This window comes from Pseudomonas sp. P5_B3 (assembly GCF_056400405.1).
This window is the reverse complement of sequence record NZ_JBFULI010000050.1, coordinates 1-20,693: the sequence shown is the minus strand read 5'-3', so window position 1 is coordinate 20,693 and position 20,693 is coordinate 1. Positions and strand designations below refer to the sequence as shown.

Sequence of the window (20,693 nt, the reverse complement as noted above, 5' to 3'; positions counted from 1 at the left end):
TGGCCAGTTCCCTGTTCAGGTCCAGGCTGTGGGAAAACGCATGCACGGTTTTAAAGTCTGCGTTGCTACATGAAATCTGCCAGCGTTTGGTCAGGCAGCCGAGCAATCACGATCTGCGTTCTGGGCAGCTTCAACAAGACTGAACTAGTTTTACCTTCACGCTTGGAGTGCCTGGCGTTTTTCCTGATAGCGATCCACTGCCTACCTGCAAGGAGTTGTGATGCGCGCCACAGCCTTTTCAATCGGTGGACCTGCCCCTTGGTTCCATTGCCGCACTCAACAAAGAGAGCGCTTTTGTTTCGACACTATCGCCGGTCGGTATGTCGTGCTTTGTTTTTTTGGTTCCGCGGCTGATCCCGCATCAATTAAAGTTCTGGAAGGTGCTCGGGCCCATCGCCAACGGTTCAATGACGATCACGTCTGCTTCTTCGGTGTTTCCGTAGATCCCGAGGACGAAAAGCTCAAGCGGGTAGAAAGTGCGATACCTGGCATGCGCTTCATCTGGGACTTCGATCGGTCAGTCAGTCAGCTCTACGGTACATTGCAGCCAGACGGCAGCCTCAGGCAAATGACCTATGTGCTCGATCCTGCGCTGCGTGTCCTGGCCATCGTCCCGATAGAGGCACCGGTCGATAACCATATACCCTCGTTAATGCGCTTTCTGGATAGATTACCCGCACTGGCTGCGCCACATGCCGCCACTCCTCACGCCCCCGTCCTGGTGATTCCCCGTATATTCGAGCCCAGGCTGTGTAAAGCACTCATCCGTTATTACGACGAACGTGGCGGAGAGGAATCCGGATTCATGACGGAGCGGTCGGGTAAAACCGTCCACGTCACCGACCATGGCCACAAGCAACGTCGTGACTGCGTTATTGAAGACAAAGCGCTATCCAAGGCATGCTCGCTGCGTATAGCCAACCGTTTGCTTCCAGAGTTACACAAAGCGTTCCAGTTCAATGCCACTCGAATGGAGCGCTATCTGGTGGCCTGCTACAACAGCGACGAAGGCGGGCACTTCCGGCCCCACAGGGACAACACCACCAAGGGTACAGCGCATCGCCGTTTTGCAGTTTCCCTGTTTCTTAATACGGGAGAGTACGAAGGCGGTTTTCTGCATTTTCCAGAGTTTGGAAAAGGACTTTACAGCGCACCAACAGGAGGGGCCGTGGTGTTTTCGTGTTCACTTTTGCACGAAGCCACGCCTGTGACCCAAGGTTGCCGCTATATGTTTCTCCCGTTTCTATACGATGATGCCGCTCGCGTCATTCGAGAAGAGAATCTTCCATTTATTGGACGCTGACTCGTGTGCAACACAACTCAGCTGTCATTAGCGCTTGGTCGACCGGTAGGCAAGGCTTCCTTCAACTACTGCTTCGTCTTGCTCTGCTCGGGAAACAACGACTCGAATCGCGGCGTCGCCCGGGCAACGAAACCCTGCCCCTGGCGCACGATGAAATAGGCAGCGAGATCATGCCGCTCGGCGAAGGCATAGCCTTCCTCCGGGCCGAGCACCATCAACAGCGTAGACAAGCCATCGGCATGCAGCGCCGAAGGGTCGACCACCGTCACTGCCGCCAGCGCGTGCTTCACCGGCGTACCGACACGTGGATCGAAGGTGTGCGAATAGCGCTGGCCACCTTCCTCGAAATAGTTGCGATAATCGCCGGAGGTGGAAACGCTGTAGCCATCCAGTGCAATGGTGCGCTCCACTTGCCGCTCGCTTGCGCCGCTCGGCACCTCCAGGGCGATGCGCCAGGGCGAGCCATCCGGCTTGCGGCCGACCGCCTTGAGTTCACCGGTGATCTCGACCAGATAGGCCTGGATGCCCAGGGCCGAAAGCCTATCGCCGACCTGATCCACCGCATAGCCGGCGACAATGCTGTCAAAATCCAGTTGCGCCGCCACATCCTTGCACAGCTTTTCGCCCTCCATGCGCAAGTGCTGATGCCCTACCCGTGCTCGCTCCCGTGCCAGCGCGCCAGCATCCGGCAAGCGCTCCCCCCGTGACTGCGGACCGAATCCCCAGAGGTTCATCAATGGCTGCACCGTCAGGTCGAAAGCCCCGCCACTCTCGCGGAACAGAAACTCACCGTACGCCAGCAAGCGACGCATTTCTTCCGGCAACGCCTGACAGGCGCCGGCCGGTAGATCGTTGAAGCGGGAAACCACGGAGTCGCTGCGCCAGTTGGAAAACTGCTGGTCGAGCGCCGCGAGTATCGTCTCGACTTCGGCCTTTACTCGCTGCGAGTCGGGCGTCTGCGCGGCGGGTACGTACTGGATCGAATAAGTGCTCCCCATGGTCGGTCCGGAAACGCGCTCGATCCGTTCGCCACAGCCATACAGCAACGTCAACAGCATCACCAGCAGGCTTACGCGCATCAATCAACACCTCTGTGATCCCGTGTGGGATGACTACCGCTCATCAGCAAGCCTGATCAAAAAATGAACAAAACCTCTACTCGGCACTCTGAGTTGCGGGGTGATCAATTGTCCCCCTCCCTTTTCGCTCAACGTCCTGGAAGCAAAAAAACCATCATATGCATTAGCGCATAGGGGTGTTTTTTGCCCAAAAATTGGAGGACAGAAAATGTCTAACCATTCGTTGCAGAGCGTCGAGCGCATGCAGAGCCGCGTCCGCGCCCAGCGCCAGCCGCAACAGAAACCCTTCTGGCGCAGCCTGCTGGCCATCGCCTCACCCTCACAGCTTAGTTGGCACGGAGGGATCGAGCTCAGGGGCTACAAAGAATTATCCAACGCCACGCCGGTTGCCTCGGTCCCGATTGCAAACATACAGCTGGCGATTCCGCTCGAGCGCGGTCGCCGGTCCGTCCAGCCTTGCGTGCAGCCGGGACAGCATGTGCGCAAGGGCGAGGTGATCGGTATTGGCGATGACAACACCCCTTGGGTGCATGCCAGCACCTCCGGCATCGTGGAACGGATTGATCTCGCCTTCGCGGCCGACTCAGCCGGGCCGGTCATGGCCGTCATTCTGAACGCAGATGGTCTGGATGAGTGGATCGAACGCCCGGTGCCGGGGCTGCCGCAAACGCCCGAGGCGCTGGTCGAACGAGCATTGCAGATGGGCATAGTCGGTCTTGGCGGGGCGGGTTTCCCGACGGCCCTCAAGCTGGCCGGCGCCCGGCAGCCCGATCTTCTGCTGATCAACGGTGCCGAATGCGAGCCCTTCCTTACCTGCGATGACCGTCTCATGCGCGAACGTGCCGAGGCGCTGATCGAGTACGCCGACTATGTCGCCACCCTGATGGGAATAACCCTGACCCGCTTCGGTATCGAAACCAACAAACCTGAGGCGATTACCGCGTTACGCGCCGCCGCTCGCCAGGCGCGCACCCGGGTCGAGATATGGCCGCTACCGGCGCGTTACCCGGCAGGAGGGCAGCCGTTGATGATCAAGGCCCTTAGTGGCCGCAGTCTGGCGCCAGGGACCCTGCCCGCCGATATCGGCGTACTGGCGCTGAATGTCGCGACGCTCTACGCACTGGGCCGGGCCATCTTCCACGGCGAACCACTGGTAAGACGCGTGCTGACGCTGACCGGGGACTGCAAGCGCCCCGGGAATGTCCTGGTGCCGGTGGGTTACCCGGTCAGCGCACTGCGCGCACTTGCTGGCGCAGCCCCCGAAGGCCAGTTGACTCAGGTCGGCGGGCCGATGATGGGACAGCCGTTACCGGACCCCACTGCCGTCATCAGCAAGACCAGTAGTTGCCTGATATTCGGCGCCGAGCGCTACTTGCCGGCACCTCAGCCCGCAAGCAGTTGCATTCGCTGTACGCGCTGCGTGGATGTCTGCCCGATGTCGCTCAGACCGCTGGATCTCTACGCTGCGGCCGAGCGCCTTGACAAGGCCAGCCTGCAGGAACTGCGATTGGATGCCTGTATCGAATGCGGCAGCTGCAGCAGCACCTGCCCGAGCAATCTGCCGCTGCGCGAACGTTTCCGCCAGAGCAAGACGGAGCTACGTGCATGAGCCTGATACTTCGTTCTACCGCGCACCGACAACTGCGCACAATAATGCTGCTGGTCAGCCTGTGTCTCCTGCCGGGCACCACCCTGTACGCCTGGCAATTTGGCATCGTGGTCTGGTTGCAGACCTTCTGGTGCGTGCTGCTCGCCCTGGGCTTCGAAGCAGGCCTGCTGCGCCTGCGCGGACGTAATGTCCGTGAGGGTTTGAGCGACCTGAGCTGGCTGGTGCTAGGCCTGATACTGGCTCGGGCATTGCCGCTGCTGGTGCCGCTGTGGATGATCGCCCTGGCCAGTTTTGCCGCGCTCGCACTGTGTAAACACGGCAGTGGAGGCCTGGGTCGCAACCGCCTCAACCCCGCCATGGTTGGCCTGGGGATCATCGCTATCTGCTTCTACCAGCAACTGTACCCTGCGCCTTCGAACTATGCCCCCTGGACTCTCGCCCTGGACGCCAAGGCGGTTCTTCTACAACAGTTGCAGCTGGCGCCACGCCTTAACCTCGATGCGTTCGCCGGCGCCACTCAGTTGGCCAAGAACCAGTTCACACTGATCACCCCCAATCTGTCGGGGTACGGCTACATTGCCGGCGGTTTGATGCTGGCAGTCCTGCGGGTGATCCGAATCGAGATTCCGCTGGCGATGCTCGCAAGCACAGTATTGCTGTGTATGGCAGCCGGTCATAACCTACAGGAAAGCCTGTACAACCTCAGTCTCGGTGGCTATCTCTTCACCGCCTTCTTCATCGCCACCGATCCGGTCACCAGTCCCGATACACGCGCCGGTCGCATCCTCTTCGGCGTGGCCATTGGAGCGGTGACTGAATTGATTCGCGAATTCGGGCTTTATGCCGATGGTCTGTGCTTCGCCGTGCTAACCGCCAATCTGCTGGTGCCGCAGATCGACCAGTTGGTGCTGCGCTTACAGAGCCCCTGGTACACACGAACACCTGGCACTCAGAGCCTGTGCAGCGGGTAGCCCGCGCCTCTTCGGCGGGTACCCGACACACCTTGCGTGGTTAGATTCGCGCTCACGTATGCGGCAGCAGTTGACCGGCTACCGCATTACGTCGTGCGTCCACCAGCGGCCACTGGAAAACAGGGGCTTATCGCAATGCATTCCCACGAGAAATAAAAACTGCGCAGCCTGTTGTCGATTTCACAGCGTCCGGTTCGACTATCTTTCAGGCAATGGTCTCAAGGGATCGCAGACTTCCCTGCCTGAACTCTTTCACCCGGATGAATCAGGAGAAGAACATGCGCACACTCACCGTTGCCGCGTTCGTGAGTCTGGACGGCGTCATGCAAGCGCCCGGCGGGCCTGAGGAGGACACCAGTGGCGGATTCCGCTTCGGTGGCTGGATCGTCCCCTACGCCGACAAAACCACCGGCCAAGCCGTACAGGACATGTTCTCCCAGCCTTTCGAGTTGCTGCTGGGACGTCGTACCTACGACATCTTCGCCGCCTATTGGCCCCACATTCAGGCCGACTCCACCCACCACACCATTGCTGATCTGTTCAACGGCGTACCCAAGCACGTGGCCACCCATCGCGCCGATTCGCTGGCCTGGCAGAACAGTCATGCGCTGCAGGGCAACCTGGTCGAAGCGATCAGCGCGCTCAAGCGCCAGGACGGTCCTCAGCTACTGACCCAAGGCAGCGGCGAACTGGTGCGCCAACTGCTTGCCGCCGGCTTGGTGGACGAGTTGCGGCTGATGATTCATCCCATCCTGCTGGGGCGCGGCAAGCGTTTGTTCGACGACAATGCACAAGCGTCGGCCTTCACCTTGTTGAACTCGATCAGCTCGCCCGGCGGTGTGCTGATCGCCCGTTACATCCGCAGCGGCGAGGTGCGCACAGGCACATTCGAGCAATAGCCCGGGTGAAATTAAGCCTGGGCTAAGGTTGCCTCTGTTAGTCTTCGCCGCTTTTGCGTCATAGAGCATTTCGAAGATGGGTAGTGTCGATACAAACGCCAAGCCACCGTTCAGCATCGTTCTGGTTAATTACAAAACCCTTGATTTGACCAGGATCTGCCTGGACCTGTTGCGCGAGCCTGTACGCAAAGCCGCAATCCCGGTCTGGGTGGTGGATAACGGTTCGGCGGACGCCAGCGTCGAGTATTTGCGCTCACTCGACTGGATCAATCTGATCGAACGGGATGCCCCCACCAAAGAGCCGGGCCACATCGCCCATGGCAAGGCGCTGGACATGGCGCTGGCCAGGGTTGATACCGACTATCTGTTCCTGATGCACACCGACACGTTCGTCTTCGATGCAAACGTCTTTGCGATGATGATGGACCACTGCACAAAAGATCGAAACGTCGCAGCGGTCGGTTGCACGGAACAACTCAACCGCGGACTGCCAAGGACCCTGTGGCGCTTCACTTCGCGCCTGCTCAAGCACCATTACCGGCGCCTCAAGCAATCGCTCGGCCTACGATCAAAAGAGCCGAAACCCTACAGGGAAACTTACTTGAAAAGCTTTTGCACACTATGGAATTGCAGGCTGATGAAGCAGCAGGGTCTGCACTTTCAGATCGACGACCGTGTGCCCGGTTATGAGTTGCAAGACCGGGTGATCGGGCTTGGCTACAAGGTCGTGTTTCTGTCGCCCGGCAAAATCTTCAAGTACCTGGACCACGTCCAGGCCGGCACCGTTGCCGCTGCTGGCGGTTATGGCCAGAACCATCGACGGACCAAGATGTACCAGGACATTCTCAAGCGCTTCAGTGCCAACACCTGGATGCCTTGAACAAACCTGCGCCCCCCAAAAAAGCCCACTGACCGTTGCCGGTTCAATGGGCTTTTTCGCATCAGGCTAACGCTGATTCATTGCTTCATGATGAACGTCGCCAGGCTCTTCAGGTCGTCCGAACTCAACTGCGCGAACGGTGGCATGGGCACATCCCCCCACTTGCCGCTACCGCCGTGCTGAATGCCCGACATTACCCGGGCCAGTGCCTGCGGGTCATTGGCATACTTGACCGCCACATCGTGATAGGCCGGGCCGACGACCTTGTGGTCGACCGCGTGACAGGACAGGCAGGCGTTGTCCTGAAGCAAGGCCGAGGCGACTTTCGCTACCGACACCGTCGGTGGCTGATCCGTCGGCGGGGTCGAGGCCGCCTGAACACCGGCATCGCTCGCTTGGGCACTACCGTAGGTCACTGCCAGATAGGCGCCGATCACTTTCACCTCCTGGTCGCTGATCGGCGCACCGTACACCTGCTGCATCTTGCCTGCTTCAGCGGTCCATTGCGTCAGGCTCATGCCGGGCGGCTGGAAGTTGATGTAATCGGCCGAATGACAGATCGAACACTTCTGCTGCGCCAATGGGTAGCCCGGCAACGTACTGGGCTTGAGCGCCACCGTTTCGGGCGGCAAGGTGATCGACAGTGGCGCTGCACCAGCCAGGCTGGCCAGACCAACCTGAGCCGCGCACAGCACGGCGCTCATGAGTTTCACAAGTTTCATGCAGTCCTCCTCAGGCGACGGTCACGTGGGTGGTTTCGACGACATGGCGGCGGTAGCCAGCGGGGTTCCAGTCGGCTTGCAGCGGCTGCGTCTCGCCCGCACTGTTGCTGGCCCGCACCATCAACTGCGTGGCGCCCTTGCCGGTAAAGCTGATCGGCAGTGTCCACTCCCGGAAGGAGAAACGGCCAAGGTCCTGCCCGAGCTTGGATTCGCGCCAGGTTTTTCCGCCGTCGATCGACACCTCCACCTTGTTGACCCCAACGCCACCGTCGAACGCGATGCCCTTGAGTACCACGCTTTTGTTCAGCGGCAATACATCGCCGTGTTTAACGCTGGTGATGAAACTGCGCACCGGTAATTTGGAAATCGGCAGGGTTTTCGCCGCCGTGGTGCCGGGGGCAATGCAGAAGCAATCGTTATCCGGAACCCGGTACGCCTTGGCCATGAAGAAACCGTCATAGGTATGGTCGATGACCTCGATCTCACTCAGGTGCTTGACCCAATACGTGCCGAAATAGCCCGGCACCACCAGACGAATCGGGTAACCGTTGAGAAATGGCAGGTCGGTGCCATTCATCGACCAGGCAATCATCGGCTCACCGTCCATGGCATGGCTGATGTCCAGCGCCTTGATGAACTCCGGCGTGCTCGGCAGCACGGGTTTATCCAGCCCACGGAAGGTCACTTGCGCGGCACTGGTTTTCACACCGGCCTTTTCCAATACTGCCTTGAGCGGCACCCCCACCCAGCGCGCATTGCCCATGGAGCCATTGCCCAACTGAGCGCCGAACACCCGCGGCATCGAAAAGCCACGGCTGTTACCCGAACACTGATTGACGGCCACCACTTCCACCGGTTCGGCGAGGGCCTTGAGCTCGGCGAGGGACAGTGACAGCGGCGTGTCGACCGTGCCCTTGATCGTCAGGCGGTAGCTGTCGGGATCGATGCTGGTCGGGAAATTGGCCAGGTGATAACGCACGAAAAAGGCGTCATTGGGCGTGATCGGCCCTTCGTTGAACACCGGGAATGGCGTCTCCAGATGCGGCGGACGCGTGGTCACCAGGGTCAACGGGCGTTTTTGCGGGAATTGCACCAGCGGTCGTGGGCCAGCGGCAAAGGTCACTTCTTCAGCGCTTTCGCTGGCCTCCCCGGTTTCCTCGGCTGCCCTGGCGAGGCTTGCCAACGGCGAGGCCGCCACAGCCAGAGTGAAAGCATCGCGTAAAACCCGCCGGCGGCTCAGCTGGCTGCTGTCTACAAAACTGAACTTCATTTTGCGCTCTCTCTGATTGTTTTATTGAGATGCAACTGACAGTCCTTCATCAGAATAGTGGGGCAGGACTTCATGTGCCAATGCGGTTTCGCTTTACTGTTCGAGATCGGTAAACCGCCCAGTATCGTCACGTGCAAACTGTCTGCTTCACATTGAGCGTCAGAGACTTGGCAATTGATGACAGCGCGGCCGATACGTGTGGATTAGAGCGCCCGTCTTCAAACAATGTCTTCGCTATCGCCCACAAAAAAACCCACTGACCGTCGCCGGTTCAATGGGCTTTTTTTGATCCGGTCTCTAATTACAGAGCCATATCACTCGCAGCATTAGCCTTCGGAGCCTTCACAGCAGTATCGACAGTCACTGGCTTCACAGCCGGCGCGATCACCGCTGGTGGCGGAGTCAGCTGCAGCACCCTGGCGGTGTAGGCCCACTCTTCAGCGACCTTCTCAGGGCTGGCGTTCAGCTGGGTGCCGTAGCTCGGTACGATCTGGTGCAGTTTTGCCTGCCACTCAGGGGTCGCGACCTTGTCCTTGAACACTTTCTGCAGCACGGTCAGCATGATCGGTGCGGCGGTCGATGCGCCAGGGGAGGCGCCCAGCAGGCCGGCGATGCTGCCGTCTTGCGAAGCGACGATTTCGGTGCCCAGTTTCAGCACGCCACCGGCGGCTTCATCACGCTTGATGATCTGCACGCGCTGGCCGGCTTGCCACAGGCGCCAGTCTTCAGCCTTGGCGTTCGGGAAGTATTCTTTCAGGGCGTTCATGCGGTCTTCGTCAGACAGCATAAGCTGGCCTGCCAGGTACTCGACCAGCGGGTATTCCTTGATGCCGACCTTGGTCATTGGCCACACGTTGTGGGTGGTCGTGGTGGTCAGCAGGTCCAGGTACGAACCTTCTTTCAGGAACTTGGTGCTGAAGGTCGCGAATGGGCCAAACAGGATCACGCGCTTGCCGTCCAGCACGCGGGTGTCCAGGTGTGGAACCGACATCGGCGGTGCACCAACGGAGGCTTTGCCATAGGCCTTGGCCAGATGTTGTTCGGCGATGGTCGGGTTATCGGTTACCAGGAACGAGCCGCCCACCGGGAAGCCTGCGTATTCACGGGCTTCAGGAATGCCGGACTTTTGCAGCAGGTGCAGGGCACCGCCGCCGGCGCCGATGAACACGAACTTGGCGTCGGTTTCGGTCTTGCTGCCGTCTTTCAGGTTCTTGTAGCTGACGCGCCAGCTGCCGTCTTCGTTCCTGGTGATGTCCTGCACTTCGCTGGACAGCTTCAAATCGAACTTCGGCGTAGTTTGCAGGTGCGCGACGAACTGGCGGGTGATCTCGCCAAAGTTCATATCGTTGCCGAGCTGGCTCCAGGTGGCCGCGACTTTCTGGTTCGGGTCACGCCCTTCCATCATCAGCGGCACCCACTGCTTGATCACAGCCGGGTCTTCGGAGTACTGCATGCCGGCGAACAGCGGACTCGCTTGCAGGGCTTCGTAGCGCTTCTTCAGGAACTTGATGTTGTCATCGCCCCACACAAAGCTCATGTGCGGAGTGGAGTTGATGAACGAACGCGGGTTCTTCAGCACGCCTTGCTGAACTTGCCAGGCCCAGAACTGACGCGAGATCTGGAAGGCTTCGTTGATTTCAACGGCTTTCGCGATCTGGACGTTGCCCTTGTCGTCTTCCGGGGTGTAGTTCAGCTCGGCCAGGGCGGAGTGACCGGTACCGGCGTTGTTCCAGCCGTTGGAGCTTTCCTGGGCGACGCCGTCGAGGCGCTCGACCATTTCCATCGACATGCCAGGTTCCAGCTCATTGAGCCAGACACCCAGGGTCGCGCTCATGATGCCGCCGCCAATCAGCAATACATCGACTTTCTTTGCCTCTTGCGCGTGGACGCAAGACATCCCCATCGACAAAGCCAGCCCCAGCAGGGCCGTGTTCACTTTCTTAAACATCTGTAGCACCTATGATAAAACGCCATCCGCCCTTCCATCCTCACGCGCACAGCCCCATGTTTCACGGCAGTCACGGATGCGGCACTCAAGGATTGCAGGGTGGGCACACAAGGCCGACGAACCGCGTCGACCCCAGTTTAATGTCCCTTCTGAACTGACTTTTTATCTTTATTGGCTTCAGCTACTTGAGCGACAGTGATTCCGTCGGCACGTCTTGCGGACATGCAAACTGAATAGGTCAAACCAAGTTGGCGCGCAGAATATCACGACAAGGCTTACCCGCGCGTCTGTTGCCGACCGGTTAGTCCGGGCCCGGGCGCCCGGCCTTCTATACTCATCCTGTTTTTCTCAACGAGTGTGTGAGGAACAGCCATGAGCGATAGAAACAGCCATGAGCGATAAGAACAGCCATGAGCGACAGGAGAAGTCATGAGCGATAAAGACGATCTGCGCAAATACTCATCCCACGTCATCGACGGCGTAGAGGCTGCACCGGCACGCGCCATGTTGCGGGCCGTGGGCTTTACCGATGCAGACTTCCAGAAGCCGCAGGTCGGCATCGCCTCGACCTGGGCCATGGTCACGCCCTGCAACATGCACATCGACAAGCTGGCGCTCGAAGCCGAAAAAGGCGCGAATGCCGCGGGCGCCAAGGGCGTGATCTTCAACACCATCACCATTTCCGACGGCATCGCCAACGGCACCGAAGGCATGAAGTATTCGCTGGTGTCCCGCGAGGTCATCGCCGACTCCATTGAAGTGGTGGCCGGTTGCGAGGGATTCGACGGCCTGGTGACCATTGGCGGCTGCGACAAGAACATGCCGGGGTGCCTGATCGGCATGGCGCGGCTGAATCGCCCGTCGATCTTCGTCTATGGCGGCACCATCCAGCCGGGTGCCGGCCATACCGACATCATTTCCGTGTTCGAGGCCGTGGGCCAGCACGCCCGCGGCGACATCAGCGAGATCCAGGTCAAGCAGATCGAGGAAGTGGCGATTCCCGGCCCCGGTTCCTGTGGCGGCATGTACACCGCCAACACCATGGCCTCAGCCATTGAAGCATTGGGCATGAGCCTGCCCGGTTCCAGCTCCCAGGACGCCATTGGCGGCGACAAGGCCTCGGACAGTTTCCGCGCCGGCCAGCAGGTCATGGAACTGCTCAAGCTCGACCTCAAGCCTCGCGACATCATGACCCGTAAAGCCTTCGAGAACGCCATTCGCGTGGTGATCGCCCTCGCCGGCTCGACCAATGCCGTGCTGCATCTGCTGGCCATGGCCAACGCGGTGGATGTCGAACTGACCCTGGATGACTTCGTCGAGCTGGGCAAGGTTTCCCCGGTGGTCGCCGACCTGCGCCCCAGCGGCCAATACATGATGAGCGAACTGGTGGCCATCGGCGGCATTCAACCGCTGATGAAACGCATGCTCGATGCCGGCATGCTGCACGGCGATGCGCTGACCGTCACCGGCCAGACCCTGGCGGAAAACCTCGCCAGCGTGCCCGACTACCCGGCCGGCCAGGACGTGATCCGGCCTTTCGACCAGCCGATCAAAAAAGACTCCCACCTGGTCATTCTGCGCGGCAACCTCTCGCCCGGCGGCTCCGTGGCCAAAATCACCGGCAAGGAGGGGCTGCGCTTCGAAGGCACGGCCCGGGTCTATCACGGTGAGGAAGGTGCGCTGGCCGGCATTCTCAATGGTGAAGTGCAGCCCGGCGAAGTGATCGTGATCCGCTATGAAGGCCCCAAGGGCGGACCGGGCATGCGCGAAATGCTCTCGCCGACGTCGGCGGTCATGGGCAAAGGCCTCGGCAAGGAGGTGGCGCTGATCACCGATGGCCGTTTCTCCGGCGGCTCCCACGGTTTCGTGGTCGGTCACATCACGCCGGAAGCCTTTGAGGGCGGGCCGATTGCGTTGGTCGAGAATGGCGACAGGATCATCATTGATGCGCAAACCCGGCAAATCACAGTGGATGTCTCCGATGCCGTGCTGGCCGAGCGCAAGTCCCGTTGGGTGCGGCCGGAATCGAAATACAAGCGCGGGGTGCTGGCCAAGTATGCAAAGACCGTGTCCAGTGCTTCGGAGGGGGCTGTGACGGATAAATATCTTTAGGGCGCTGGTCCAGCGTTGTCTGGGCTATTGCCATCGTCGGAACGCCGCCCGGAGCAAGCTCGCTCCCACAGTGAATCAGGTGTACGCAGCATTTGTGTACAATCCCAATCCCTGTGGGAGCGAGCTTGCTCGCGATGGCGTCCTGTCAGGCAACCTCTACCTCAACAGCTACCCCGCCGAAGCCGTCTGCCCGATCACCTTGCAGTCGTCATCGCTTGTTTTTGCACCCTGCCGCACAGGGACACCAGCAACAGAGTGGCAAACGCACCGACTACCGCGACGGCCATGTCCTTTTGCGAGTCCCAAGGGTCGTTTTGCGCGCCGACGAAGGCGTTCGCGGTGTCATTGCCCAGAAAGGCCCCGCCGATCCACTCCACCAGTTCGTACACGGCGGACGTCGACAGCATGATGTTCAGGGTCACGAAAAACAGCCAGAACCCGCGCAGCGAAGTCAGACGCCACAGGACTTCGCGCACCGGATAAGCCAGCAGCAGTCCGTAGCTCAAGTGCACCAGTCGGTCGTAGTGATTGCGATGAACACCTGACACCTGATCGAAACTGAAGCCGAACCATGCCAAAGACCAATGATCGTAAGGCACCAGGGAATAGGTGTAGTGGGCACCCAATTCATGAACGCACAGGAACGCAAACACCAGCGTGATGGACGCCGCCGACAAGCGGAACCGGCGAGAAACCGCCACCAACGTCCCGACCAGCAACAGCACCAACAGGTTCTCCAGCGCCCAGTCCACCCGGCTGCGGGGAGAAAAACCCGACACCACGACAATCAGCAGAAACACCATCAGCAACATCAGGTCGTGCCGTAAACGCGGGTCAGGCTGCATGGCGCAATACCTCGAAGTCAGGACATGGCCCTTTTAACTTCGAGGCAAGGCCGCCGGGCAAGTTCGCTTTTTTCCTCCACCGCATGATAAGTTGTACGATGACTGACAAATATTCGTCCAGTCATGACGCTACCCCATAACAACAAGGAAACACCCATGAAAAAAGCAAAAGTGCTGATAGGTTTTCTGTGCCTGTTCAGCGGCTACGTCGCCGCTACCCCAGCTGCCGCGGACAAGGACGTGGCCCAGGCTGTCGACCACCTGACCCAGGCCATGCTGCACAAAGACATTCCGGAGCTGAACGCCTTGACCGCCGAGAACCTGACCTACGGGCATTCCAGCGGCAAGATCCAGGACAAGAAAGCCTTCATCGCCGACATCGAAACCGGCAAAAGCGCGTTCAAGACCCTTGAGATGCAAAACCAGACCATTACCGTCTCCGGCGATGTCGCGCTGGTCCGTCACCACTTCTCGGCGCAAGCGCTCAAAGGCACCGAAGTGGTGCCAACGGAAATCGAGAACTTCCAGATCTGGCAAAAACAGGACGGTAAATGGCTTCTGGTGGGACGGCAGGCGTTCAAGTTCTGATGCTCACGTAAGAAGCCGCACCGCCGGACCTGTGGGAGCGAGCTTGCTCGCTCCCACAGGGTTTTCGGGTGAATCAACCACCTTTCCACTCCCTGGGACTGAGCCCGGTTTTGCGCCGAAACGCCCGGGCCAGCGCCGAGGGGCTTTCGTAGCCGACTTCCTCGGCGATCAACGCAATCGGCCGACCTTCGCGCAGGCGTTTCTGCGCCAGGCTGATGCGCCAGCTCACCAGGTAATCCACCGGCGTCTGCCCGACCACCCGGCGAAAGTGCTCGGCGAAACTGGCCCGCGACATGTTGGCGGCGGCCGAGAGTTCGGCCACGCTCCAGGCCTTGGCCGGGGATTGATGCATCAGGCTCAGCGGCCGCGCCAGGCGCGCATCGGCAAGGCCGGCCATCATGCCCGGTTGCTGGCCAGTGGTGCTCAAGATGTGCCGCAGCAACAGAATCACCAGCAGCTCGAACAGGCGATCCATCACCGCTTCGCGTCCGCACGTACCGTTAAACGCCTCGTTGAACAGCCATTCCAGGGTCCCGGCCAGGGTCGGGATTTCATCGAGCTTGAGCACCAGAAAATCCGGCAGCGCCGCCGCCAGGGCATTGCCCGCACCGCCGTCGAAATCCAGGGTCGCGCAGACCAGTTGCGTGCCGGACGCTTCAGACGCGAACAGGCGATGACGATAGGGCCGGGGGAAAAAGATCAGGCTCGGTTCGGTCAATTGCAGATCCGGCTGATCGCCCATCTTGAGCAACAGTTCGCCAGCCTGAAGCAGGTGCAAGTGGCCGCTGGCCTGTTGGCCGTCGTAGGCGGCGGTACCGCAAAACGTGCCGCTGTGAAAGGTGCCGGCATTGACGCCGAAGTGCGTGAGCAACGTGGACAAGCGATCCATGACAAGGCTCCCGAAGGCGGATCTGGACGATCTGTCGCATATCCTCGACGATTTGCACCCAATAAGCCAGGCACTCCCCCTAACATCAGCTCCGTACCCAGCGCATACCGCGCTTCACACCACGGAGTATCACCATGACCCGCATTGCCCAGATCAGCATCGAACACGCCACCGACGCCACCCGCCCACTGCTGGAAGGCGTGCAGAAGAAAATCGGCTTTCTGCCCAACATCTTCAAAGTATTGGCCCACGCCCCGGCGGTACTGGCCTCCTACCTGCAAAACTCGGCCGCACTGGGCAAGACATCCTTGAGCGCCACGGAAAAAGAAGCGGTGTTCCTCGCCACCTCGCAGGTCAACGGCTGCGACTACTGCCTGGCGGCCCACACGCTGTTTGCCGGCAAGGCCGGGCTATCAGGTCAGGACATTCTCAGTGCGCGTCAGGGTGAACTCAACGCTTATGCCACCCTCGCCCGCCAGGTCACCGAAAGCCGTGGCCACCTGACGATCGAACAGATCGCAGCGGCCCGTGCTGCCGGCATCGACGACGGCAAGATCATCGAAGTGATCGCCCACGTGGCTTCGCAGACGCTGACCAACTACCTCAATAACGCTGCGCTGACCGACATCGACTTCCCGGCCATCGACGCCTGAATGACTTGAACGACGGAGTGCCCTCCATGAACACCGTGACCCTGTACACCACCGACACCTGCCCTTACTGCCGCAATGCCAAGGCCTTGCTGGCGAGCAAAGGCGCGGTGATGAAAGAGATCAATATCGAGCGCGACCCTGGAAAGATGCAGGAAATGCTCAACCGCAGTGGTCGACGCAGTGTGCCGCAGATTTTCATCGGCGACACCCACATCGGCGGCTTCGACGACTTGGCCAGGCTGGAGCGTCAGGGTGGGCTGATGTCGATGCTGGCCTGAGTCAGTCAGGTATTGGTTTTCCACCTGGTCCACTCCAAGACCCTGCGGGAGCGAGCCTGAACTGGTCAAGTGTCCAAAGTCATCAGGCCAGTTCAGCCTGCTCGCGAAGGCGTCGGGTCAGTTGATCAAAATTAGCGGCAAACCCCTTCCTTCAGGTGGGGGAAGGATAGCGAGCCGGTATAGACGGCCCCAAGTTTTTTTGGGGGGGGGATCCTGCTGTGCGATGTACTTTTTTATTACGTCAATTGGGGCACTGCCCCAGGATCCGATCCCAGCACTCAAGCGCCGGGATAGAAGCGACTTATACAGGCCGCTCATGACGTGATGCGTCAGAACTGGCCAGCGATATCATGCCGGAGGCTCGTACATGCTGAGCAAACAGTAACGAACGAGTGCGTCCGGAACGCTCTGCTTGTCTCTCAAAACCAGACCGAGGGCAACAGCCTTATCCGCCTCGAAAATTTCGTAGAAGACGCGATAGCCATCTGTGTTGAGTTCACGGTATTGCATGACACCCAGTTCGCTAAGTTGAGGGCTTACAGGGTAACCATAGGGTGTGACCGAGAGCTTGCGCTCGATGACGTCAATGACGGAGTAAACCCGCGTTTCGGCAGTTGAAAACCCGTGATAGGCGGCCAGATGTTCAATCTGGTCTTCGATGCTGTATTCAGCGATTGCGGAGATGCGTACTGTGAACTTATTCATTGAATCTCCTGTTTTTATTTGTGGGCAAATCTCCTGCTCAAACGGGCTTTCAGTTCATCAGTCGAACAGTGTTTACCTTGGGCATACTCGCGCGAACTGATTGCGAGCATTTTCACAAGGGCGATTGCTTCGTCACGGCGCTTACGCTCAACGTAAGACTCCACAACATAAGCAGGCACACCGTTCTGTGTGACGACCATTGGCTCATCAAGAGGCAGGTCAGATGCGTGTTTTTTCAAAAAGCTAATTGTTTCTACTCGCATGAGAGGAAACCTCCATCCTGGGGGACGCCTGATGTGTAACGGGCGCCTGATAACGGAAAGACTCTGAACTGAACTCGAACAGAACCTTAATTGATGACCAATACGAATCGACCATCCACAGCCACCATACACCATATTTAGACCAAATCAAGACCTATAACGAACTTTATTATTTATTTTTTGTCAATGTTTGTTTTTAAACTTCCGACTTTCGGTGAAGTTGAACACCGAAAATCGTGGTTTGCTTTCAATCTGCCGATCGATCGCCGGCAACTGCAGGCGTTTTTGCTTTGACATCCTCCCTCACCCCGACCTGTTAGTCGCCGCCCAGAGGAAAGAAAGGGGATTCCCTACGGCGTCAGATCGATTTCTCGCCCTGCTCGCTACCGCAGGAGTTGCGCATCGCAGGATTCAATCATCCTCATGTAACTTGATGCCGCGTTTATGCAGCACATGGGGCACCACCAGCACCAGCAGCGTCAGGGCCAGGAAGAACGCCGAGATCGGTTGCGTGACGAACACCGTCCAGTCGCCCTGGCTGATGGACAAGGCGTTACGCAGTTGTTTCTCGGCCATTGGCCCCAGCAGCATACCGACAATCACCGGGGCGACGGGGAAGTCGAAACGGCGCATCAGCACCCCGCCCCAGCCAATAGCCAACATCAGGATCAAGTCGAAGGATGAGTGGCGCATGCCATACACGCCGATGGTGGCGAATACGAGGATGCCGGCATTCAGGTAGGGCCGGGGGATTTGCAGCAGCTTGACCCACAGCCCCACCAGCGGCAGGTTCAACACCAGCAGAATCACGTTGCCGATGTACAGCGAGGCCACCAGTGTCCAGACCAGGTCGGCGGAGGTTTCGAACAGCATCGGCCCTGGTTGCAGGTTGTAGTTCTGGAACGCCGCCAAGAGGATCGCAGCGGTGGCGGACGTCGGGATGCCCAGGGTCAGCAACGGCACCAGGGACCCGGTCGCGCTGGCATTGTTGGCCGCTTCCGGGCCGGCGACGCCTTCGATGGCACCCTCGCCCTTGTTGGCGGAAAACTCCTTGGGATACTTGCTGAGTTTGCGTTCGGTGGAATAGGACAAAAAGGTCGGAATCTCGGCGCCACCGGCCGGAATCGAACCGAACGGAAAGCCGATCAGCGTGCCGCGCAACCAGGCGGGGACTGAGCGTTTCCAGTCGGCGCGGGTCATCCACAACGAGGTGAGGCGATGCCGGCCCTCGTTGGCTTCTGTCTGATAGAGCAAGCTGTACAAGGCCTCGCCCACAGCGAACAACCCGACCGCCACCAGCACCACCTCGATACCGTCCACCAGTTCGGGAACGCCCAATGTGTAGCGGGCAATACCCGAGGTCGAGTCCAGGCCGATCAAACCGATGGTCAGCCCGACGCCCAGCGAGGCAAACCCGCGCAGCATCGAAGCGCCGAGCACCGCCGACACGGTGGTGAACGACAGCACGAGGATCGCGAAGTATTCGGTCGGACCGAAATTCAGGGCCAGCCTGGCCACGATGGGCGCAAACAACGTCAGCAAAATTGTGGCGATGGTGCCGGCGACGAATGAGCCTATCGCCGCCGTTGCCAGCGCAGGTCCCGCCCGGCCGTTGCGCGCCATCAGGTTGCCTTCCAGGGCCGTGACCATGGAAGACGACTCGCCGGGAGTGTTGAGCAGAATCGAAGTGGTGGAGCCGCCGAACTGCGCGCCGTAATAGATACCGGCGAACATGATCAAGGCGCCAGTGGGGTCGACCTTGGCGGTGATCGGCAACAGCAGGGCCACCGTCAGCGCCGGACCGATCCCCGGCAACACGCCGATGGCGGTGCCGAGCAGGCAGCCGATGAACCCCCACATCAGATTGATCGGCGTCAGCGCCGCGGCAAAACCCATCGCCAGGCTTGAAAGAATGTCCACAGTGTCGATCTCCTTTCAAAGCCAGATGTTGATCAGCGACGGCAGGGAAACCCCCAGCCCGGCGTTGAACAGCCAGTAGATCGGCAGGGTCAAGGCAATGCCGATGGCCAGGTCCCGCAGGGGATGACGGCTGCCGAAACCCCGCGCCGAACAGGCAAACAGCAACCCGGCGGCCAGCACAAAACCGATGAGGTTGATCAGCAGCGCCACCCCGACAAGCCCCGCGGTCACCCAGGCCGCACCGGCTTTTCCACCGGGCACCGTGGCGGTGTCGTTATCCAGTTCGCGAAAGCCGCCACTGATGGCCTGATACCCCAGCAGCAGCCCCACGGCGCCCAGAAACCCTGCCACGACATAGGGATAAACGTACGCCGGCAGGATGACGAAACCCATTTCCGGCGGAAAACGGTAGGCACCCATCGCCAACACGACACTGATGGCGATCAGGCCGATGCCGACGGCCAATTGCGTCGGCACCACTGTACGTAGTGTGGCCATTTCAAATCAGCCCGACCTTGACCAGCATGGCGCGCAACCTCACGTGTTCTTCCTCGACGAATTTACCGAACTCATCGCCGGTCAGCACGCTGGGCGTCCAGGCGTTGGTCTGGATATTGTCCTGCCAGACCTTGCTGTTGGTGGCGGCCACGACCGCGTCGATCACCTCTTTACGCTGCTGCGGGGTGAGGCCCGCTGCACCGTAAACGCCGCGCCAGTTGCCGATCGTCACGTCATAGCCGCTCTCCTTGAGGGTCGGTGCCTCAATGCCGGGAACGCGCTCCGGCGCACCGATGGCCAGGACACGGAACTGACCGGTCTTGATGTATTGGCCCAGCTCGGCGTAACCGCCGGTGATCACCTTGAGCTGGCCGCCCAGCGCCTGGGCAACCACCTCGCCACCGCCACCAAATGCCACGTAATTCACCTTGTTGACCGGCACGTCCAGCTTGCCCGCCAGCTCGGCGATGCCGATGTGATCCACCGAGCCCTTGGAGCCGCCGCCCCAGGTGATGCTCGTCGGATTGGCCTTGAAGGCCTTGATCAGGTCATCGAGGGTCTTGTATTCGGACTCCTTGCGCACGGCGATCACGTTGTATTCGGTAAACAGCCGGGCAATCGGCGTCACATCCTTCAGGCTGATCTGCGGTTTGTTCTGTTCGATGCCCGCGACCATGATCGCGCCGACCACCAGCAAGGCGTTCGGGTCACCCTTGGTGCTGTTGGCAAATTGCGCCAGCCCCAGGGTCCCGCCCGCCCCGCCCTTGTTCTCGAAGGTCACGGCCTTGGCGGTATTGGCTTCGACCATGGCCTTGCCCAGCACCCTGGCGGTCTGGTCGTAACCACCGCCCACCGAACCCGGGGCCATGAATTTCACGGTATCCAGCGCGAAGACGGGGGCGACCAGCACGACAGCGGTCAAACCAGCGGCCATGCAGCGACTGAAACGACGGATCAAAGCGGACATGGGTATCTCCTGATTGCATTGTTTTTATAGGTGCCGTTCGCCCATCGAGGTGTGCGATGAACATGGGCCTGCGGACAAGCTTAGGCCATGGATCCGTGGGTTGATCTGTTTTGCTGAAACCACCTGCCAAGGACGCTGCAAACCCCCTGTGGGAGCGAGCTTGCTCGCGATGGCTGTGTGTCAGACACCGAAAATGTCGACTGACACTCCGCTATCGCGAGCAAGCTCGCTCCCACAGGGGGTTTGCAGCGTCCTTGGCAGGTGGTTTCAGCAAAACAGATCAACCCACGGATC

At 59.7% G+C, this 20,693-nt stretch carries 20 protein-coding genes; 9 read left to right on the top strand and 11 right to left on the bottom strand.

Annotation, left to right across the window (positions count from 1 at the left end; all coding sequences use genetic code 11):
• Nucleotides 1–220 precede the first annotated feature (220 nt).
• Complete coding sequence (locus AC1DRN_RS23945) at nucleotides 221–1,303, top strand: 2OG-Fe(II) oxygenase (RefSeq protein WP_223463360.1); 1,083 nt, start codon at nucleotides 221–223, stop codon at nucleotides 1,301–1,303.
• A 65-nt stretch (nucleotides 1,304–1,368) separates the two neighbouring features.
• Here the strand turns inward: AC1DRN_RS23945 and AC1DRN_RS23940 are convergent, their stop codons facing one another.
• On the bottom strand, nucleotides 1,369–2,382 hold the full coding sequence (locus AC1DRN_RS23940) for an FAD:protein FMN transferase (protein WP_223463359.1): 1,014 nt from the start codon (nucleotides 2,380–2,382) through the stop codon (nucleotides 1,369–1,371).
• Between the two features lie 208 nt (nucleotides 2,383–2,590).
• Between AC1DRN_RS23940 and rsxC the strand changes: the two genes are divergently transcribed.
• The 4 genes from rsxC to AC1DRN_RS23920 all read left to right on the top strand — a co-directional run bounded on the left by rsxC (nucleotide 2,591) and on the right by AC1DRN_RS23920 (nucleotide 6,741).
• A complete protein-coding gene (gene rsxC / locus AC1DRN_RS23935) occupies nucleotides 2,591–3,991 on the top strand; it encodes an electron transport complex subunit RsxC (RefSeq protein ID WP_223463358.1) in 1,401 nt (466 codons plus the stop codon).
• Nucleotides 3,988–4,962 carry an RnfABCDGE type electron transport complex subunit D gene (locus AC1DRN_RS23930; protein ID WP_223463357.1) on the top strand — a complete coding sequence of 325 codons (975 nt, stop codon included), beginning with the start codon at nucleotides 3,988–3,990 and terminating at the stop codon, nucleotides 4,960–4,962. The genes rsxC and AC1DRN_RS23930 overlap by 4 nt, the downstream gene beginning before the upstream one ends.
• Before the next feature lie 278 nt (nucleotides 4,963–5,240).
• Complete coding sequence (locus AC1DRN_RS23925; RefSeq protein ID WP_223463356.1) at nucleotides 5,241–5,861, top strand: dihydrofolate reductase family protein; 621 nt, start codon at nucleotides 5,241–5,243, stop codon at nucleotides 5,859–5,861.
• Between the two features lie 76 nt (nucleotides 5,862–5,937).
• Nucleotides 5,938–6,741: a glycosyltransferase family 2 protein gene (locus AC1DRN_RS23920; RefSeq protein WP_223463355.1), complete on the top strand. Its 804-nt coding sequence runs from the start codon at nucleotides 5,938–5,940 to the stop codon at nucleotides 6,739–6,741.
• A gap of 77 nt (nucleotides 6,742–6,818) precedes the next feature.
• On the opposite strand, the gene sorB is transcribed toward AC1DRN_RS23920, so the two are convergent.
• The 3 genes from sorB to mqo all read right to left on the bottom strand — a co-directional run bounded on the left by sorB (nucleotide 6,819) and on the right by mqo (nucleotide 10,681).
• Nucleotides 6,819–7,463, bottom strand: a complete 645-nt coding sequence (gene sorB / locus AC1DRN_RS23915) for a SorB family sulfite dehydrogenase c-type cytochrome subunit (protein ID WP_223463354.1) — start codon at nucleotides 7,461–7,463, stop codon at nucleotides 6,819–6,821.
• Between the two features lie 10 nt (nucleotides 7,464–7,473).
• Nucleotides 7,474–8,733 carry a SorA family sulfite dehydrogenase catalytic subunit gene (gene sorA, locus AC1DRN_RS23910; protein ID WP_223463353.1) on the bottom strand — a complete coding sequence of 420 codons (1,260 nt, stop codon included), beginning with the start codon at nucleotides 8,731–8,733 and terminating at the stop codon, nucleotides 7,474–7,476.
• A gap of 301 nt (nucleotides 8,734–9,034) precedes the next feature.
• Complete coding sequence (mqo, locus tag AC1DRN_RS23905) at nucleotides 9,035–10,681, bottom strand: malate dehydrogenase (quinone) (RefSeq protein WP_223463352.1); 1,647 nt, start codon at nucleotides 10,679–10,681, stop codon at nucleotides 9,035–9,037.
• Between the two features lie 429 nt (nucleotides 10,682–11,110).
• Between mqo and ilvD the strand changes: the two genes are divergently transcribed.
• The gene (gene ilvD, locus AC1DRN_RS23900) at nucleotides 11,111–12,793 is read left to right on the top strand and encodes a dihydroxy-acid dehydratase (RefSeq protein ID WP_223463351.1); all 1,683 of its coding nucleotides are present in this window, start codon (nucleotides 11,111–11,113) and stop codon (nucleotides 12,791–12,793) included.
• A gap of 194 nt (nucleotides 12,794–12,987) precedes the next feature.
• Here ilvD and AC1DRN_RS23895 read toward each other — a convergent pair whose 3' ends face one another.
• The gene (locus tag AC1DRN_RS23895; RefSeq protein ID WP_223463350.1) at nucleotides 12,988–13,638 is read right to left on the bottom strand and encodes a DUF2238 domain-containing protein; all 651 of its coding nucleotides are present in this window, start codon (nucleotides 13,636–13,638) and stop codon (nucleotides 12,988–12,990) included.
• 156 nt (nucleotides 13,639–13,794) lie between these two features.
• Between AC1DRN_RS23895 and AC1DRN_RS23890 the strand changes: the two genes are divergently transcribed.
• Nucleotides 13,795–14,226 carry a nuclear transport factor 2 family protein gene (locus tag AC1DRN_RS23890; protein ID WP_223463349.1) on the top strand — a complete coding sequence of 144 codons (432 nt, stop codon included), beginning with the start codon at nucleotides 13,795–13,797 and terminating at the stop codon, nucleotides 14,224–14,226.
• A gap of 73 nt (nucleotides 14,227–14,299) precedes the next feature.
• Here AC1DRN_RS23890 and AC1DRN_RS23885 read toward each other — a convergent pair whose 3' ends face one another.
• Nucleotides 14,300–15,115 carry an AraC family transcriptional regulator gene (locus AC1DRN_RS23885; RefSeq protein WP_223463348.1) on the bottom strand — a complete coding sequence of 272 codons (816 nt, stop codon included), beginning with the start codon at nucleotides 15,113–15,115 and terminating at the stop codon, nucleotides 14,300–14,302.
• A 134-nt stretch (nucleotides 15,116–15,249) separates the two neighbouring features.
• Here AC1DRN_RS23885 and AC1DRN_RS23880 point away from each other — a divergent pair, with 134 nt between their 5' ends.
• Together AC1DRN_RS23880 and grxC are read left to right on the top strand one after the other, a co-directional pair.
• Nucleotides 15,250–15,768: a carboxymuconolactone decarboxylase family protein gene (locus AC1DRN_RS23880; protein ID WP_223463347.1), complete on the top strand. Its 519-nt coding sequence runs from the start codon at nucleotides 15,250–15,252 to the stop codon at nucleotides 15,766–15,768.
• A 26-nt stretch (nucleotides 15,769–15,794) separates the two neighbouring features.
• Nucleotides 15,795–16,046, top strand: a complete 252-nt coding sequence (gene grxC / locus AC1DRN_RS23875) for a glutaredoxin 3 (protein ID WP_223463346.1) — start codon at nucleotides 15,795–15,797, stop codon at nucleotides 16,044–16,046.
• 348 nt (nucleotides 16,047–16,394) lie between these two features.
• Here the strand turns inward: grxC and AC1DRN_RS23870 are convergent, their stop codons facing one another.
• The 5 genes from AC1DRN_RS23870 to AC1DRN_RS23850 form a co-directional block, all read right to left on the bottom strand.
• On the bottom strand, nucleotides 16,395–16,751 hold the full coding sequence (locus AC1DRN_RS23870) for a type II toxin-antitoxin system RelE/ParE family toxin (protein ID WP_223463345.1): 357 nt from the start codon (nucleotides 16,749–16,751) through the stop codon (nucleotides 16,395–16,397).
• A gap of 14 nt (nucleotides 16,752–16,765) precedes the next feature.
• Nucleotides 16,766–17,014, bottom strand: coding sequence for a type II toxin-antitoxin system Phd/YefM family antitoxin (locus AC1DRN_RS23865; RefSeq protein ID WP_046037234.1), 249 nt, complete (start codon nucleotides 17,012–17,014; stop codon nucleotides 16,766–16,768).
• 411 nt (nucleotides 17,015–17,425) lie between these two features.
• Nucleotides 17,426–18,934: a tripartite tricarboxylate transporter permease gene (locus tag AC1DRN_RS23860; protein ID WP_223463344.1), complete on the bottom strand. Its 1,509-nt coding sequence runs from the start codon at nucleotides 18,932–18,934 to the stop codon at nucleotides 17,426–17,428.
• A 15-nt stretch (nucleotides 18,935–18,949) separates the two neighbouring features.
• Nucleotides 18,950–19,432 (bottom strand): tripartite tricarboxylate transporter TctB family protein, encoded by a 483-nt coding sequence (locus AC1DRN_RS23855; protein ID WP_223463343.1) that lies wholly within the window; start codon nucleotides 19,430–19,432, stop codon nucleotides 18,950–18,952.
• A gap of 1 nt (nucleotide 19,433) precedes the next feature.
• Nucleotides 19,434–20,399 (bottom strand): Bug family tripartite tricarboxylate transporter substrate binding protein, encoded by a 966-nt coding sequence (locus AC1DRN_RS23850; protein WP_457266141.1) that lies wholly within the window; start codon nucleotides 20,397–20,399, stop codon nucleotides 19,434–19,436.
• Nucleotides 20,400–20,693 lie beyond the last annotated feature (294 nt).